Source organism: Methylophaga muralis, assembly GCF_001720165.1.
Taxonomy (GTDB): Bacteria; Pseudomonadota; Gammaproteobacteria; order Nitrosococcales; family Methylophagaceae; genus Methylophaga; species Methylophaga muralis.
This window is the reverse complement of record NZ_MCRI01000040.1, coordinates 1-16611: the sequence shown is the minus strand read 5'-3', so window position 1 is coordinate 16611 and position 16611 is coordinate 1. Positions and strand designations below refer to the sequence as shown.

General features: G+C 45.5%; 17 protein-coding genes. 8 read left to right on the top strand and 9 right to left on the bottom strand.

Translation table 11 applies throughout. The features are described from left to right. Positions 1–79 precede the first annotated feature (79 nt). From A9E74_RS11990 to A9E74_RS11970, 5 genes are all read right to left on the bottom strand, one after another. Positions 80–370: a hypothetical protein gene (locus A9E74_RS11990; protein ID WP_069296854.1), complete on the bottom strand. Its 291-nt coding sequence runs from the start codon at positions 368–370 to the stop codon at positions 80–82. Between the two features lie 68 nt (positions 371–438). Then, positions 439–1167, bottom strand: coding sequence for a hypothetical protein (locus tag A9E74_RS11985; protein ID WP_069296853.1), 729 nt, complete (start codon positions 1165–1167; stop codon positions 439–441). 220 nt (positions 1168–1387) lie between these two features. After that, the gene (locus A9E74_RS11980) at positions 1388–2227 is read right to left on the bottom strand and encodes an alpha/beta hydrolase (RefSeq protein WP_069296852.1); all 840 of its coding nucleotides are present in this window, start codon (positions 2225–2227) and stop codon (positions 1388–1390) included. Positions 2228–2294: 67 nt separating this feature from the next. Continuing rightward, positions 2295–2957 carry a TorF family putative porin gene (locus A9E74_RS11975; RefSeq protein WP_069296851.1) on the bottom strand — a complete coding sequence of 221 codons (663 nt, stop codon included), beginning with the start codon at positions 2955–2957 and terminating at the stop codon, positions 2295–2297. Between the two features lie 195 nt (positions 2958–3152). Beyond that, positions 3153–4241, bottom strand: a complete 1089-nt coding sequence (locus A9E74_RS11970) for a M23 family metallopeptidase (RefSeq protein ID WP_069296850.1) — start codon at positions 4239–4241, stop codon at positions 3153–3155. A gap of 246 nt (positions 4242–4487) precedes the next feature. On the opposite strand from A9E74_RS11970, the gene A9E74_RS11965 reads away from it, so the two are divergent. The 5 genes from A9E74_RS11965 to A9E74_RS11945 all read left to right on the top strand — a co-directional run bounded on the left by A9E74_RS11965 (position 4488) and on the right by A9E74_RS11945 (position 10987). After that, positions 4488–4838: a hypothetical protein gene (locus A9E74_RS11965; RefSeq protein ID WP_141696811.1), complete on the top strand. Its 351-nt coding sequence runs from the start codon at positions 4488–4490 to the stop codon at positions 4836–4838. 58 nt (positions 4839–4896) lie between these two features. Further along, positions 4897–6597, top strand: a complete 1701-nt coding sequence (locus tag A9E74_RS11960; protein ID WP_069296848.1) for a copper resistance system multicopper oxidase — start codon at positions 4897–4899, stop codon at positions 6595–6597. Continuing rightward, positions 6584–7312, top strand: coding sequence for a copper resistance protein B (locus A9E74_RS11955; RefSeq protein WP_069296847.1), 729 nt, complete (start codon positions 6584–6586; stop codon positions 7310–7312). The genes A9E74_RS11960 and A9E74_RS11955 overlap by 14 nt, the downstream gene beginning before the upstream one ends. 193 nt (positions 7313–7505) lie before the next feature. Continuing rightward, positions 7506–9722, top strand: a complete 2217-nt coding sequence (locus A9E74_RS11950; protein ID WP_069296846.1) for a TonB-dependent receptor plug domain-containing protein — start codon at positions 7506–7508, stop codon at positions 9720–9722. Positions 9723–10030: 308 nt separating this feature from the next. Continuing rightward, on the top strand, positions 10031–10987 hold the full coding sequence (locus A9E74_RS11945) for a helix-turn-helix domain-containing protein (protein ID WP_069296845.1): 957 nt from the start codon (positions 10031–10033) through the stop codon (positions 10985–10987). On the opposite strand, the gene A9E74_RS11940 is transcribed toward A9E74_RS11945, so the two are convergent. From A9E74_RS11940 to A9E74_RS11930, 3 genes are all read right to left on the bottom strand, one after another. After that, positions 10943–11677 (bottom strand): cytochrome c oxidase assembly protein, encoded by a 735-nt coding sequence (locus A9E74_RS11940; RefSeq protein ID WP_069296844.1) that lies wholly within the window; start codon positions 11675–11677, stop codon positions 10943–10945. The two genes, A9E74_RS11945 and A9E74_RS11940, sit on opposite strands and share 45 nt — an antisense overlap. Positions 11678–11686: 9 nt before the next feature. Next, positions 11687–13687, bottom strand: coding sequence for a primary-amine oxidase (locus tag A9E74_RS11935; protein ID WP_069296843.1), 2001 nt, complete (start codon positions 13685–13687; stop codon positions 11687–11689). 144 nt (positions 13688–13831) lie between these two features. Then, entirely contained in the window at positions 13832–14197 is a 366-nt protein-coding gene (locus A9E74_RS11930) for a winged helix-turn-helix transcriptional regulator (protein WP_069296842.1), read from the bottom strand. Between the two features lie 152 nt (positions 14198–14349). Between A9E74_RS11930 and A9E74_RS11925 the strand changes: the two genes are divergently transcribed. The 3 genes from A9E74_RS11925 to A9E74_RS11915 all read left to right on the top strand — a co-directional run bounded on the left by A9E74_RS11925 (position 14350) and on the right by A9E74_RS11915 (position 16042). Next, a complete protein-coding gene (locus A9E74_RS11925) occupies positions 14350–15192 on the top strand; it encodes an SDR family oxidoreductase (RefSeq protein WP_069296841.1) in 843 nt (280 codons plus the stop codon). A 156-nt stretch (positions 15193–15348) separates the two neighbouring features. Next, entirely contained in the window at positions 15349–15681 is a 333-nt protein-coding gene (locus tag A9E74_RS11920) for an ArsR/SmtB family transcription factor (protein ID WP_218104314.1), read from the top strand. Positions 15682–15697: 16 nt separating this feature from the next. Next, positions 15698–16042, top strand: a complete 345-nt coding sequence (locus A9E74_RS11915; RefSeq protein ID WP_069296840.1) for a hypothetical protein — start codon at positions 15698–15700, stop codon at positions 16040–16042. Positions 16043–16154: 112 nt separating this feature from the next. Here the strand turns inward: A9E74_RS11915 and A9E74_RS14380 are convergent. Continuing rightward, on the bottom strand, positions 16155–16611 hold a 457-nt coding region (locus A9E74_RS14380), incomplete at its 5' end, for a hypothetical protein (RefSeq protein ID WP_176718934.1).

Here is a 16611-nt window from a genome sequence, read left to right as displayed (position 1 = left end):
CCTTCAATGCATACAATTGATGAACCTGGCTTGAGCCCATTCACAAACTTGATCATTTGTGCGGTAGATTCTAAATTTGTTACGACCTGCCACTTACCATGTGTGGATTCCCAGTTTGTAGCGTAGGATTTAAAATCTGCTCCAACCTTTTTTTAAAATCATTCAAGTAATATTTTTCTGGAGCATAGGCTGCCAAGACAGTTTCGTTATCTACAATTCCATCTGAACCTCCGTCATGCTTCTGTTTCACTCGTTGAAACCCGCTTTCACCATGGATGCACAGGTATATTCGATCCAGCGCGTCTTGAAAGGCGGTAGCTTTTAGCGCCATAAGTTTCGTTTTCAAAACCTCTCTCAAAATATTATCCACAATTTATACTCAGCTTATTGTTTTGAGAGTGGGCGCATGAGAAATGAACATCCACTAAACATAACACCTCAATCAGCAGATGCTTTTGCGTTCGACTGCATTGAATTGTTATGGCTTATCCAACCATACAGCTCAATAAATTCAATAGTATTCTCATATTTTATACCTTGTTCCTTAGGAGACACCTCTTTCATAGAGCGTAATGCTTTAAGTAGTGGATTAATACCATTTACCGTTCCATTATTAAATGCATAGGCGAAAATCTTTTTATCACCCGGGTGTGTGATAACACCACTTTTCGTTATTAAACGATAATGGGCTCTTTCGTTCATAGGAAATTCTAACTTTTCCAATGCCATCGCTGCTGAAGGCGTTATTACAAAATTCAACCAATTTTGCTTTTCACCGTATTCATATGCATCCATCAAAGCCTCACCAAGAAAAATATTTTTCTCTTGCTGAGAATATAAGTTCCCGTAAGAAATAGCCCCACGTACTGGGATTTTATGCAAGATCAGCTTCTGAAAAAATAACCGGGCTATTTGCTCTATTACCCCAAACTCCTCCAAAGAACTCCCCTTGGAAAAAATTATGAAGGTATCAGAAAACCAAGAGTAACCAATGCCTTGAGATTTTTTAGCATTAGCTTTTTCTTCAATGGTTTCAAGAACTCGCTCATATATCGGGAGAACACTTTGGATCTCACGTGTTCGGACCAGCTGAGCGAAGCCTAAAAGGTCAAAATAGGCAAACCAGCGCTTCGTGTACCGTAGTTTTTTATAGGGAGTGTCGTCCATGCCAAGTAGCCTTATATTGACTTCAAGGAGTCAGTCAAATTGCTTTTCATTCATCCAATCCTTTGAGTGGAGTGGTTTGAATATTCCACAGATTTCAATTGCTTGCAAATTCAATAAGTTAATAGGAGTTGATAAATCAGATTTATTTGCCATATCGGATGCTTCTCGAAAAGGTAACATCAGCTCTGTTTTCAGAAACAGGAAGATAAGTAATCAGCCATCAATTTCCTTCACCGCCATCCAGAAAATTAATCACCCGATTTAATCGCTCATTGTGTATTTCATGGCTGCTGTCCATAAATGGATGGGCATAATTTGGACCATGAAAAACAATTGCCCCTTTTTGTTCAGCCCGCTCTCTAAACTCAGATGTCATGTCGTTGCCAAGAACAGAGTCGATTTCACCGGTTATGACCAGTAGGTTTTTCGCATCCGCTGGAATATTTTCTGCAGGATCGATACGCTCTGGACAGCCGTGAGGCGACAATCTGCTTGGGCTGGAGTCAATCACCGCGCGATCGAACTGCACTCCACTTCCGATTACGTTTGCCATTACAGCACCGCCAAGCGAAATCCCATAAAGCAGCTGTTTCTCATACTTTGTATTTAGATGAGTCACTAATTCTTTGTAATCTTCGATGATGGCGTTAATCCTGCGTTTGCCTTGAGAGTCGCCGTAGCCGCGGTAATCATAAATATAGATATCGTAACCTCGCTGAGAAAACTGCTCTAAAGCAGTAATCATTAGGTCGGCTATCATGGCGTTACCCAACGCCACCAGAATGTAGCCTTCAGGTTCTGTTGCCAGGCCGTTTTCATCTTGTGCCTGATATTTGTAACCCTTTAGAACTTTGTCATCAGCGGTTGTAAATTCTGTTCTCTGGATAAGGTCGTTTCCAGCAACTCTGGATGCATCTGGATTTGGGGCCATCGAACTCCACATGGTAAAAACCATCCGCTCTTTGAACCATCCACATACGGTTGCTTCACGGTCGGCTGAAAATGCGAAATTTGGCAGGACAACCAATAAAACAAGTAAATACGTTTTTGGAGTAACCATAGGATTCATTCTCCGTTAGTCACATTCACAGTGGATGCACTTAAGCATAGAAGTGACATAAACCGTTTCAGGGCAGACGCATGTTAATGCTAAACCAGACATGGTCGTCCAATTCCAAGCCATTCTGGCGCTCGCCACCAATCGAGTAATGGAGACCCAAATCCACTGGCAAACTGGGAACGGCACGCTCAATACTCAATGTGGCATCGCGAAAGGCAAATGATTGCGTCTTCTCAAAAGCGACCCTGCCATCGCTAAAGACCGCATCATCATTAAAATAATAGGCCCCTGCGCTGACAGCAACGCGAAAGTCGGCTGGCAAGGGTTTTACAAAGCCGATATTGGCATAAACATCACCCGCTGAGGTCCAACTAGAATCGTTAAGCGGACTTAACACAATGAAACGCATGCTTCCGAGAGAACCGGAAAAGAAAGTTCTAAGCACGCCCGCGTCCTCATCGGTGGGGCTATCGCCAGTAAAACCGTGCCTGACGAGCCCGGTTTCATAATCAAGCTTGCCGAACGAGCCGCTGTATCCGGCCTTAACATCAATTTGGTTATTACCGAGATGACTGAAATCCAGCGTGGAGAACATTCCACCAACAAACAGACCGTTTTCAGCAGTGTATTTGAGGTTACCCTGTACGACAGCACCATCGCCCATCAGAACACCGCCCCAAATGTACTTCGATTTCAGGATGGTGTTGGCTTGCATTTGTGCCAGGGCCATTCCGGGTACGCTTATCATGATAATAAGTAAGCAGAGTCCTCTCAGTAGTCCGTGTTTTTTAACCAATTTCATATCCGCTCAAATTGTGACGAGTAGCAGGGAGCTTCACTTTAAAAAGTTAGCTCACCAACCCCAGTATTATCCGCATGCAACTGATACTGTTTAAGCATCACTTTGATCTGTCCGTTCTGATGCTCAGGAATCAGGTAAAACAGGCTCTGGCTTCAGAAACGGTGCAGGATCAACCGGTCCACCTGAGTAAATTCCGAAATGAAGATGCGGTGGTGTGGTAATCGCATTGCCAGTGTTGCCAACATACCCGAGTATGTCGCCTTTTTTAACCCTATCGCCGGATTCAACCGCGAATGAATCCAGATGGGCGTAATAATAACGAGCACTGCCGAATCCAATCATGCTGCCTGATAACCAGACGTGTTCCCCTCCTCTGGCACCTGTACCCGTTCGAACATAGCCATCAATTACTGCAGTGACTGGTGTTCCCTTTTCTGCAAAGATATCCACGCCATGATGCTTTCGGGCACCGCCATCGCGATCCACACCGAAAGGGCTGCCGATATCCCGTTGCCCTGCTCCTTCTACGGGAAACGGTAATGAACCGCCATTGGCCATTGCCAATGAATACTCTGCATTGGCAAATAACTCTGGTTGAAGAACGATGCGGTAGTCGCCCGCTTTAGAGACAACCTGACTATTGGTTGCATCATCTGCGTCCAAATCTGTGACAGTTGACCATGCTTGAGTATTTTGTTCGCGCCGCTCCAGGCTGGCATAAAGCCGACTTTCGGAAGTATCCAGTCGGGAGAATTGCCATATCAGCTTTTCGCCTCGCTCAAGCCTCACCTGATAAACATGTGCCTCAACTTCATCACTGGCAAAGGATGCCGTTGTACGGTACTGACCAACTGCTTGAACAGGCTGTTCAGCTGCTCGATCGACAGCTTCTGCCCATCGTTGACCCAGTGGACTATCCAATAATCCTGCTACTCGTAAACGCCAGATAAATAGATCCCTTGGTGACCAGCCCAACATATCAAAGGCAACATAACGAACTGCGTTTTCACTGCTTTCAGCTGCATTCTGCCGCAGGTCATCACGAACGGTCAGAAGAACGACTAATAAAGCTAACAGACCAAAAAGTAACCAGGCTCGTATGCTTCGTTTCTTTGGATTTACTGGCGACTGCTCAACGCTCTCGTATTCTGTCTGAACATTGTCAGGCTCAGGCGTTTGCTCGCTGTCAGTTTCTTTGCTTGGGTCACTCATACCAACATTCATCTCTTTAATAGATTATTGATATGACAGACTCTAAGGAAGAATGGTCTTAGGCGATATGATTGAGGTTAAATCAATTGCCCTTTATACGGCCGCTTAATGAGGTGGAATTGAAGCATTCCATTCAGATGAGTATCACACTCTGGTTTATAGTTTCTTATCTCTAGATTTTTGGCACTGTAAAAACTTTTGGCTTATCCTGTGTCTAACCAAACGTTATTTATTGGTAATAGTTTAATGACAAAACCACAGTCTCTTTTTCATTATTTGCTTATCGGCTTGTTTATGCTGTCGATGCTGATGCCTGCTGCGCATGCAGAAAATAATGATATGGCTGTACATCATGAGATGAGTGAGCAACAGCATGATTGTCATTCCAATGCTGAACCTCAACCAAAGCACGCTACAAATTCGCATTGCGCCAGTGACAATTGTCAGTGTGCAGCAGCCAATTGTCATGCATCCGGTGTGTTAGGTTTTCAACCGGTTTTTATGGCCTCCCTTTATTCACAAAGCCGTTTGGCCATTGCTGCCGAGCAGCTTGTTCGTCAATCTCCTACCAAACTAGAACGCCCTCCCCGCAGCTAATCCTCGTTGTAGCGGGTATCGCCCGATACCCAATCGAAACACTTTGAGGATAGATCTCATGAAACAATTTAGTCGTTGGCTGATCGCTATTTCAGCCGCATTACTCCACTACCCTGTCATGGCAAGTGTGACGGAATACACGCTGGTCATTGACCGCGAACCGGTCAATATTACTGGCAAAACCGTAGAACGCATCACTATCAACGGTGGCATTCCCGGCCCGATAATGGAATTCACCGAAGGTGATGAAGCGATTATCCATGTAGTAAATAAACTGGATGAACCGACATCGGTACATTGGCATGGTTTGTTACTGCCACCTGCAATGGATGGTGTTCCCGGACTCGGTGGTTTTAAAGCCATCGAAGCTGGTACAACCTTCACCTATCGATTTACCCTTCGTCAAAATGGCACGTACTGGTATCACGCCCATAGTGGCTCTCAAGAACAGGATGGTCATTACGGCGCGTTGGTGATTTACCCAAAAGACGAACCTGTTGTTCAAGCCGATCGGGATTATGTGGTGTTACTGTCTGATTTCAGTAATGAAACCGGTCAGCAAATTCTCGCTAACATCAAAAAAAGCCCGCATTACTACAACTATGCTCAGCGTACTGTCGGTGATTTCTTCGGAGAAGTACGCGAAAAAGGCTTCAAATCTGCTTGGGGTAATGCCCGTGATTGGGGGCAGATGCGTATGTCGCCAACCGATTTGGCAGATGTGAGTTACGACGCGTTTCTGGTTAATGGTCAAACTAATCAGCAGAACTGGACCGGAATATTTAAACCCGGCGAACGCGTCAGGCTAAGGTTTATCAATGCCTCGGCAATGTCGATGTATGACGTACGAATTCCCGGTTTGCAAATGACGGTGATTCAGGCAGATGGACAATATATCGAACCCGTTACTGTTGATGAATTCCGCTTTGCCGTTGCCGAAACCTACGATGTAATTGTCACACCTCAGGCTGATCAGGCTTACACCATTGCTGCTGAATCAATTGATCGGACTGGTTTTGCTTTGGGCACTCTGGCTCCTCGAGAAGGTATGAAAGGTTTGGTACCAGCACATCGCCCACGTTCGTTATTAACCATGGCCGATATGGGACATGATATGGATCACGGCGATCATCAGATGAATCAATCTACAGATTCAATGGATCATAGCGGGCACGATATGCATGGACATGATCATCATGCGATGCAGCACGATGAACCAGCCGAAATGCAAAGTGGCTGGGCCGACGCCAGTACGCCAGAAGGTCATAAAGCACTGCAATACAGTGATTTAAGAGCGCTTGGTACACAAACTGATCTACGTCCTGCCGAACGCGAAATTGTGGTGACCTTAGGTGGCACCATGGAACGGTTTATCTGGACCTTAAATGGCCATAAATTCGGTGATCCGGGCTTTGAGCCAATCAAACTCAATTATGGAGAACGGGTAAGGCTGATCTTTAAAAATGAAACCATGATGGCGCATCCGATGCATCTGCATGGCATGTTTGTACAGCTGGAAAATGGTCAACCGGGCGAAAAGTTACCCAACAAACACACGGTTAATGTTGCACCGGGCACCGAATATTCTGTGCTACTCACCGCTGATGAGCCCGGCGAATGGGCGTTTCACTGTCATCTTTTGTATCACATGTCTGCTGGCATGATGTCTACGGTGGTCGTCGCCGAGTTTGATGAAGACGATTTGCCCGCCTCTCAACCAGCACATCACGACATGGGAGGTCACCATGATCATCACTAAATCTAATCTGCTAGTCACATTGCTATTGAGCCTGTTTATTTCCAGCAGCCATGCCGATGATAATCATGATGGGCATGGGCACGAGCATGAATCACACATCTTCCATGCCTTATGGTTTGAAGCGCAACACGGCGGTGGCAGTAAAGGTGATAAAACCCATATTGAATGGGATGGCTGGATCGGTGGAGATACCCACAAACTCTGGCTCAAAGGTGAACTGGAAGGTCACAAAGGAAAGCTGGAACACAGTGAAGTATGGGCGTTGTATAGCCGGAATGTACACGATTTCTGGGATGCACAGCTTGGTCTGCGTGTAGATACCCAACCTGAATCCACCCGTTATTTAACGCTGGGTTTTAATGGGCTGGCACCGTATCTGTTTGAAACTCAGGCACATCTGTTTATCAGTGATTATGGCGATGTCACTGCCCGGTTGAAACAGAAAAACCATCTGCTGTTCACCCAGCGTTTTGGCTTTGAACCCTACTACCAACTGGATTTCACTGCTCAGAATGTTGAACGCCAGGATTTAGGCAGAGGCTTAAGCCAGGGCGAATTGGGCATCAAACTGTTTTATGAAATCACCCGTAAAGTCGTGCCTTATCTGGATCTGAAATACGAACGCAAATTTGGTCGTACCGCCTCCATCGCCAGAAATGCTGATGAAAGCGAAGAAGACTGGATTGCATCAGTAGGCATCAAACTGCTTTTCTAAAAGGCTCATAATCAAAGCTCGCTTTAATCCAAAACTCGTTCCCATGCTCCGCGTGGGAACGCCAGTTGACCAGACAGAATCTACAAGTATTCAAAAGTGGGTGATTTCACCTACTCCTGCCCTAAATCCCACACTTTTTATACTGACTTATTGCTTATGCTTGGTTTAACTTTTAAACCGGAATAACAGCACCATGAAAAAACGTCTTTCTCCTTTGGCCCTGATGATTTTGACCGGACTGGCAAGCGCTCCTTTGTATGCTGTCCATGAACACGATGATGAGATGCTCGATAGAGTGACGGTCACAGCAGCTTCTGTACCAACGGTGGACAGCACCACGTTAAGCGAAAACGACATTAGCTCCCAACGTGCTTATAAAAGTGATACCGCCGCATTTCTTAATGATCTGGCTGGCATGTCGATGTATTCCGGTGGTGGTGTGTCGGGTTTACCGTTTATGCGTGGTTTTGCTGATGATCGCCTGCGTATCAAGGTTGATGGCATGGATTTGATTTCCGCCTGTGCAAATCATATGAATCCGCCCCTCTCCTATCTTGCTCCCTCGCGTGTTTCAGAGATTCAGGTTTATTCCGGTATCGCCCCGGTGAGTCTTGGTGGTGACAGTATCGGTGGAACCATTATCGCCAAGTCCAAACAACCGGAATTTGCTGACGAAGGTCAGACTTTAAGCAAAGGCGAAATTGGCAGTTACTATCGGAGTAATGGCGATGCGCGTGGCGGCCACCTTTCTACCACGCTGGCATCAGAAGATTTCAGTATCACTTATACCGGCTCAACCGCTAAAGCGAATAACTATAATGCTGGTGGCAATTTCAAACAGGCTGGAAATGCTGCCACCGACGGCCGTTCTTTGGATGCTGATGAAGTTGGATCATCCGCTTATGAAAGCCGGAACCATGCGATTGATATGGCTTATAAACTTGATAATCATCAGCTGCAGCTTAAATTTGCCCATCAGGACATCCCCTTCCAAGGCTGGCCAAATCAGCGTATGGATATGACGGAAAACCGCAGCAATCAAATCAACCTGATCTATAACGGCATGTTTGACTGGGGCTCACTGGAAACCTCACTGTATCGTGAAAAAACCCATCACAAAATGCAGTTCGGGGAAGATAAGCAGTTTCTCTATGGCTCAGGAATGATGATCGCCAACGGTATGCCAATGGAAACCGAAGGTGATAACCGTGGCCTGACATTGAAAGCCGAAATCAATGCAAACAACCGTGATCTGTTCCGTATTGGCACCGAGTTACAACGCTATCGTCTGGATGATTTCTGGGAAGCTTCCGGTGGCATGATGATGGCACCGAATACATTCCTTAATATCAACAATGGCGAACGGGATCGCTATGGTGTATTTGCTGAATGGGAAGCGGCATGGAACAGTCAGTGGACCACGGTAGCAGGTGTTCGCCATGAAACGGTGAAGATGAATGCAGATGATGTGCAAGGTTACAACGCAATGTATCAGGCAGCTACGGATGCCTTTAATGCCAGCGACCGTGACATCACCGATCATAATATCGATGCGACATTGCTTGCTCGATTCAAACCTGCGGCTACCCATGATTATGAATTTGGTTACGCTCAGAAAACCCGCTCACCAAATTTATATGAACGTTTTGCCTGGTCCACCCATGGCATGGCCATGCGGATGGTGAATCTGGTCGGAGATGGTAACGGCTATGTGGGTAATGTCGATCTGGATCCTGAAATCGCCCACACACTGAGCTTCACCGCCAACTTTCATGATGCCAAACAACACGACTGGCATGTATCACTGACACCCTATATTTCCTATGTAGATGACTTTATTGATGCAGAACGCTGCAGCACCGGCGGAGGCGCTTGTACTGCTGCCAACCTGACATCTGAGAATGATTTTATTTATCTGCAATACCAGAATGTCTCAGCCAAACTCTACGGTATGGATGTATCTGGTTTCAAAACGCTGTATCAGTCAGAAAAATGGGGACAAATCACCGGAACCGCCACTCTCAGTTATGTAAGAGGTAAAAACCGTGATACCGGCGATGATTTGTATAACATCATGCCGTTGAACTCCACCTTATCGCTGGAGCACAGCAAAAACGGCTGGCGTAATAATATCGAATGGGTGCTGGTCGCCGGCAAAGACAAGGTCAATAACGAACGTAACGAAATTGAGACTGCTGGTTATGGGCTGGTAAATCTGCGTACCAGTTATGAATGGAAACAAGCCCGCGTGGATTTTGGCATGGAAAACGTTTTTGACCGTCTCTACAGTCACCCGCTTTCCGGTGCCTATGTAGGTCAGGGTGCCACCATGAACACATCGGTTCCATGGGGCGTCACCGTACCTGGCATGGGCAGATCGGTTTATGCCGGTTTGACGTTGAAATTCTGATTTTTAAACAAGCTGAGAGCAGGTCACAAAATCTAAAAGTGTGACCTGTTAAACAGATATTTTTACCCATAATTTTGAAAGGTTAACTGAACTAAATTGAAGCCTGGTTAATAAAGATGCCCCAAATTCGGGCAATATAGCTGATTTCTCTCAAACCAGTTTTAATGACAAAAATTCTCGGTTTCAGCTCAAAGCTGTTGGTTTTACTGAGTTAAGTTTTTAAGACAGGTTGTAAAGCCTGTCTTAAACTGACACGGTGCATTATTTGCTTATACATCAGATTATTAGCTGTAACAGGTGTCAGCATTATGTTCAGTCAATCTGCTGTATTTGATGATGTGAATCAGCATGCCCATTCTTTGCAAAACTGGCCGCAGGAATATAACCAGTTAAGCTCAGGAAAGTTTGAAGGGTTTCTGGAAGATATTCAGCTGGATTCAGTGCGGGTATTTCGTGAACGAATGAAGCAAAGCGTGGTGCAGAACACCCACACACCCACAGGAAAAATCAGCTTAATGATTCCACATCGGGTTGATGCCAGCGATACCTCGGATCAGGCTCGGCAGATCATGTCGGATGGCGTCACCCTGCTCCCCTACGAAAGTGACTTTGCATTTGTGGGGCCAGCGGAACTGGATTACAGCGTCATTGCTATTAATCAACAACGGTTAAGTGACTTATTAAGCCATGAAACTTACACAAGGCTAATCGGTTTTAAGAAAAGTCATGGTGTAAAAACCGACACCGCTACATTAACCCGACTACGCAATCATCTTGTCCTGCTTATTGAGCAGTTAAAATCCATTACCGATGATCCAGCGTTATCAGAAATACAAATTCAACAACGGTTAAAAGCCGCTGAAGATCACATTATCTTGATTGCGTTGACCTTGTATGAGGCTACTGAAAACGGCATTGGCCAACCGAAACGCCTGGGAAATCAACATAACTATATTGTGCAACGCTGCCATGATTATGTGACGTCAAGCGAAGGTAGTTGTGCCAGCGTAGTGGATATTTGTGAGTCGTTACATATCCCGCATCGCACGCTAAATTACAGTTTTCATAAAGCCACCGGCACCTCGCCGATGCAATATCTACGTGCTGTTAAATTGAATGCTGCTCGGCGTGAGTTATTACAAACCGGCTTATCGATTACCGATATCGCTGCCAATTACGGCTTCTTTCATATGGGATATTTTTCACAGGAATATCGCCGTTTATTTGGCGAAACGCCGAGCATGACGCGTAAGCTTTATGCCTGAAGTTCCGGCCTGCCAGTACGTTAATCCAGCTAATATAAATATCAGACCACCCAAATATTGATCGGCCACCGCAGAAAGCTGCAGCCAGTCCGGTAAGTTGTTCATCATCATATGATGATGGTGTGGCCCTGAGTGAGTCTCGCTGTACATATTTGGGAACACCAGCATCAACAATCCCCAAAGCACTAACGGCATGATCACAGTTAACAAGGTTAAGTTTTGCCAATAACTTGTCTGCTGATGTTTTCGTATCATCATCAAGCACAAGGCGATACCGCTTAACGCCATCAGCCATTTCATTACGCTGTATAACAACGCACTTTGCATAAACAGCGGATGCAACTCCGGTAACATCCAAACCCAGGTTAATACGGCAAAGCCACTCATCATTAACGTGAACGGCCAGTGTGATACAGCAACACTATTCGCTATCGGACGAGTTGAACGATGTTGCAACGCACTGATCCATAATAACGGTGCAAGATGATGCACCATCACACTTTGAGCGCTGTGCAACCAGATGGAATAGCGTGCTAAAGCATCAAACCACGGCAGCATGCCGCTCAAAAACACAACGTTGCCGACAATAAATAACAACGGTCGGCTGAGTAGTTGATTGGCAACAGCCCATTGATGCAGCGTGATCACAAAGATCACGCTGCATAATAGATCGACCGTGGTCAGCAGCATCGTATCGACTTATTTGGAACAGCAACTGCCAGAAGCAGAAGCCGTATCGACGCTATGACTATCAACATCTTTAGGCAGATCCATCGCCGGATTGCCATCAAAAAAGTTGTTGGGTTTTAACGAAAATCCGACGTATTCCACCGGCATAATTGGAAAATCTTCCGGTTTGCAGACATGGGTGTGACCATAGGTATGCCAGACCACAATATCGGTGTTTTCAATCGGACGATTTTTCGCCACGTAATATGGCAGTCCATCACCTTTATTCTGGTTGGGATACATACCTGAGCAATACATTTCCTTGGGATCATAAGGCGTGACCCATAAATGCCTGCTGGCAAAACCGGCACGTTTGCCGATAAAACTATTTGGGCCAGCCAACATCACCGGATTGTGTTCTGCCACCAATTTATAACTCGGTGGATTGCCGACCGAATTTTTCAGATTTGGATTAATGATCTTCCAAAAACGTCCTGTCGCCCCATTGGCTTCACGGGTTGCTTCGAGTTCGGTTTTAAATAAGGTGGTTTCGGTCTTAAAAACATTGCCCCATGGATTGGTTTCGGCATCTTGTGATGCTGGCGAAAAGTTGGTTTCGACCACAGAGTTGTTTTCGCCATCCAACATCATATGCAGCCTTGCATTGAAGAAATGCTGATGTGTTGGGCCGTAAATCTCTGGCGTGACAATGCCACCGAATTTGGGTTTATCTCCGGGCACCATGCCGCTGGTTTGGATAATGCCGGTCAGTTTGGTTTCCTGCTGAATCGTACCGTCCTGATACAGATACCAATAAAAGCCGTAATCATAATTGCCCACGGTGCAGAAAAAGCTGACCACTAAACGGCGAGAACGACGCATTTCATAGGTTTCACTGCGAAACTCATAATGTTTCCACAATGTGCCATAGTCTTCTTCATGCATACACACGGCATTTTTCATCAGAAATGGCAGCCCCTGATCATCAACGGCCGGAATATCAAAATAGCGAATGGCTCCCAGACAATCACAACCGAGTTCGAGTTGATTGGCCATTCGGCCCAGACCGTATTCCCCGCCATCAAAGGCACATTTCCAGTAATGATTCAGAGCCGTATCAGAATACGGCACGGCCATATCGTTGATGCTCGCCCGGTAGATAATGGGGCGAACCCGTTCGCCATCTTTATAGCTGATTTGATTCAGTACCAAACCTTCACGTGGGGTATATCCCACCCGGAAGGACCAGTTTTGCCAGTCGACTTTCCAGCCATCCACCGAAAAACTCACCCCTTCAGGTTGCACAATATGTAAAGGTTTTAGCCCTTCGCGTGGTTTGCCTAATGAGGGCGTATCGTAATTGCGTTTGGTTTTGGGCACCGGCGTGTTAATTCCATCATCAATGATCTCGATAACCTTTTCTTCATTAAGATCGATAATCGCCATCAGCCCTTCAATCGGACGGGCATAACCGTTATCGACAATATCATCCCGCACAAACGCCACACCACGCATCAAGCGTCGACCACGATATTTTTCATCGTCGCCGTAATAACCAAATGACCAGGGATCGATTTGAATATTTTCAATATCTTTATCGGTTAAACCACGACGTCTCACCGCCGCTAAGAAGCCTTCATCCGCCTGCACGATATCGACACAGCTGAAAAACTCTTCAATCATAATTGGCGGTTGTCCGCTGACTTCCGGATCCAGTTGTTTCCACTCGGTAATCTGCTGGCGAATAAGATCGATTTTTGCCTCATGAATTGACCCGGTAGCCTTATCCAGTACCACCGCAAAAGCCATGCGTGAAAAAGGTTTACCAGCTTCAAACGCCAGCACTTCATCTTTGGGTGGCTCTTCCAGTTGCAGATAAGGGAAACGACACGACGGACTGAGCTGTTTCTCTTTTCTGAGCAGCAATGTGGCTTCGGCAAGCTCGTCAAGGGTCAATGGATCTAACGGATGAGTAGGTTTAACACCGGGTGTAGTTTCTGGTTTGTAAGCTGTGTGTATTGGGGTATTCATAGCGACCTCGATGGATTAACGTTTCTCAATCCATACTAGTCACTTCAACCATCGGCAATATCACAAACTGGCAAAAGTCGATTTATTTAATTTTGTGTCCTTGGTTCAGCTCATTACACTGCTCTGCCAGCTAACGCTGGTGAATTAATCCAAGGTTTTATCGTAAGACTTTTGTGCTGCTAACACTTCATCCATATTTCGCTCAGCCCAATGTGCCAGCTCTGATACGCAATCTGTTAAGGTTTTGCCAAGCGGCGTCAGGGCGTATTCCACCGTCACAGGAACGGTGGCAAAGACGGTTCGTGAAATCAATCCGTCCCGCTCCAGTTTCTTCAGGGTTTGCGATAAGACTTTCTGTGAAACGCCTTTTATGTCTCGTCGTAACTGATTAAACCGCACGGCTTCATTATCTAATCGATCCAGAATCAACACTGACCACTTGTCGGCTAATCGATCCAAAACCATCCGTGTCGGGCATTTATCTTCATACACGTCATATTCAGCTTGCATTTTTTCCACCTGTTTAAACATCAGATTGGTTACTTCAAGGTAACCAGATTACGTAAAAGTGCCTTCTTTTCAGTTGTTTACCCTTAGGTTAAATTGTTTACCTAGTTTCTTTTGGAAACTAAGCATCAACTTTAACACTGGAGATAAAGAAAATGAAAAATAAAATTTTGGTTTTGGGTGCCACCGGTAATATTGGTCGTCCTCTGGTCGAAAATCTGCTTGCCCGTGGTGAACAGGTCAAAGCCGCTTCACGATCTGGTCAAGACGTTTTGGGTGCAGAAGGTGTTGTATTTGATTACTTCAAACCAGAGAGTTTTGAGCAAGCCTTCGAAGATGTGAATCGAGCCTATATCATGTTAGCTGCCGGATATGTTCAAGCCAAAGATTTGCTCATCCCGCTTATTGAGTTTGCTGCAAGCCGAAACATTAAGGTCGTTTTACAAACTGCATTTGGCGTAGATGCCGATGATGCCATTCCTTATCGTCAAGTTGAATTGGCATTAATTCAGTCGGGAACGCCTTATGTCATTCTCAGACCTAATTGGTTTGCCGACAACTTTCATACCTTTTGGAAGGCTGGCATCGATCATGGACAACTAGCTATTCCTGCCGGAGATGGCAAATCAAGCTTCATTGATGTGAGGGATATTGCCGAGTCTGCAGCGGCAGCACTGAGAACAGAACAATTTGACGGTCAGGCATTTAATCTGACGGGTCCGGAAGCATTTAGTTATGCCGAAGCAGCTCAGCTACTAACTGAAGTCATTGGCAAACCAATAAGCTACAACGCTATTGATGATGACACCTTTATCGACATGCTCACCTCAGCGGGAGTCCCAGCAGACTATGCTGTTTTTCTAAGTTCGATTTTTTATCCAGTAAGGCAAGGTTGGACATCCGTTATTACCGATGATGTTGCCACTCTGACAGGTAAGCCTCCACGTTCACTCAAAACTTATGCTCAGGATCATCGTCAACAATTGGCAAATAGCTAAAGTTTAAACAGATGACTCGTTCCCATGCCCTGCGTGGGAACGCCCAAGCCGTTGCCGGCTATTTGTTAACTCGCTAGTAAAAAATCCTATTTAATCTTGTATTGATAAATTATTCAGACTACAGTTACGACATTACATCGAATATTGGAATATCAAGTGCAGTCATGTAGTGAAGAACATCATCCAAATTGCGAAAGCAACGAACCAGGTGTTCAGCAACTAGAGCGTACTGCTGCATTGTTCAAGGCTTTGGGTGATCCGTCACGACTGATTCTGCTCTATCGTTTGCGACATGGCGAACTCTGCGTCGGCGATCTGGTGACCAGTGATGACAAGCTATCTACCGTGTCAGCACGCTTGCAAACCTTATTAAATGCCAATCTGGTCGCCCGAAGACGCGATGCCAGACATCTTTATTACCGACTAGCCGATCAACATGTCGTTGAAATGATCGAAAACGCCCTTGTACACGCCAACGAAAGTAACTGAACCAAAGGAGAAAGATATGAGCTGCGATACTCATCATGACCACACACACAAACACGGCCCCGACTGTGGTCATACGCAAATCGAACATGATGGCCACGTCGACTTTTTACACGATGGTCATTTGCACCACCCACATCAGTCGCATATTGACGAACACCAAATCGAAGTAACGGATAAAAACCCAGATGATTGCAATCACCATAATTGTGCCGGACACGATGCGGATCACGTTCATGGCCCTGATTGCGGACATGAAGCAGTACCGCACGGCGAGCACACTGATTATTTAGTAGATGGTCATTTACACCATCCGCATGGCGATCACTGCGATAACCACGGCCCTGTTAAAGTGATTGGCTAAATCAAAATCACTTTCTGGTTCACCAATCAGCCCCTGTTGGCTCGCTCCCATGCTCCGCGTGGGAGCGTAGAATATGCAAATTTATTTTTATCTAAATTCGAGTATCAGATGACTATGTTTCCGTTTTGATTCTCTGTGAACGCTCTTGCCCAAAAACTCCAACATAAGCAATTAAAGAAGGGAAAAGACCGAAAAAACAAAAAACTATCCAAACCTCAACACTACTTACCACCTTATCGTCCATAAACGAGGCAGCTAAGCTTCCACCAAGAATGAAAGGCAATCCGCAAACGATTAATACATTCATCGTTTTCAGCAAAATCCATATTTTGTTGCCTCTTGATTTCAATTCAAATTTTAAGCCTTCAAAGAAAAAAATCAGAATATAGAGGGCCACAGCTGAAATGATGCCACCAATAGCTGAAACTCCACCGTGAACTGCGTAGTTATCCCAAAGCACGAAAAAAACATATCCCCCTACAAAAACAAAAGGACTATAAACAAGAGATAGCCACATCAGCTTAAAGAAGATGCCAAATAGGGCCCCAATGGCGCTCCCTGCATAATAC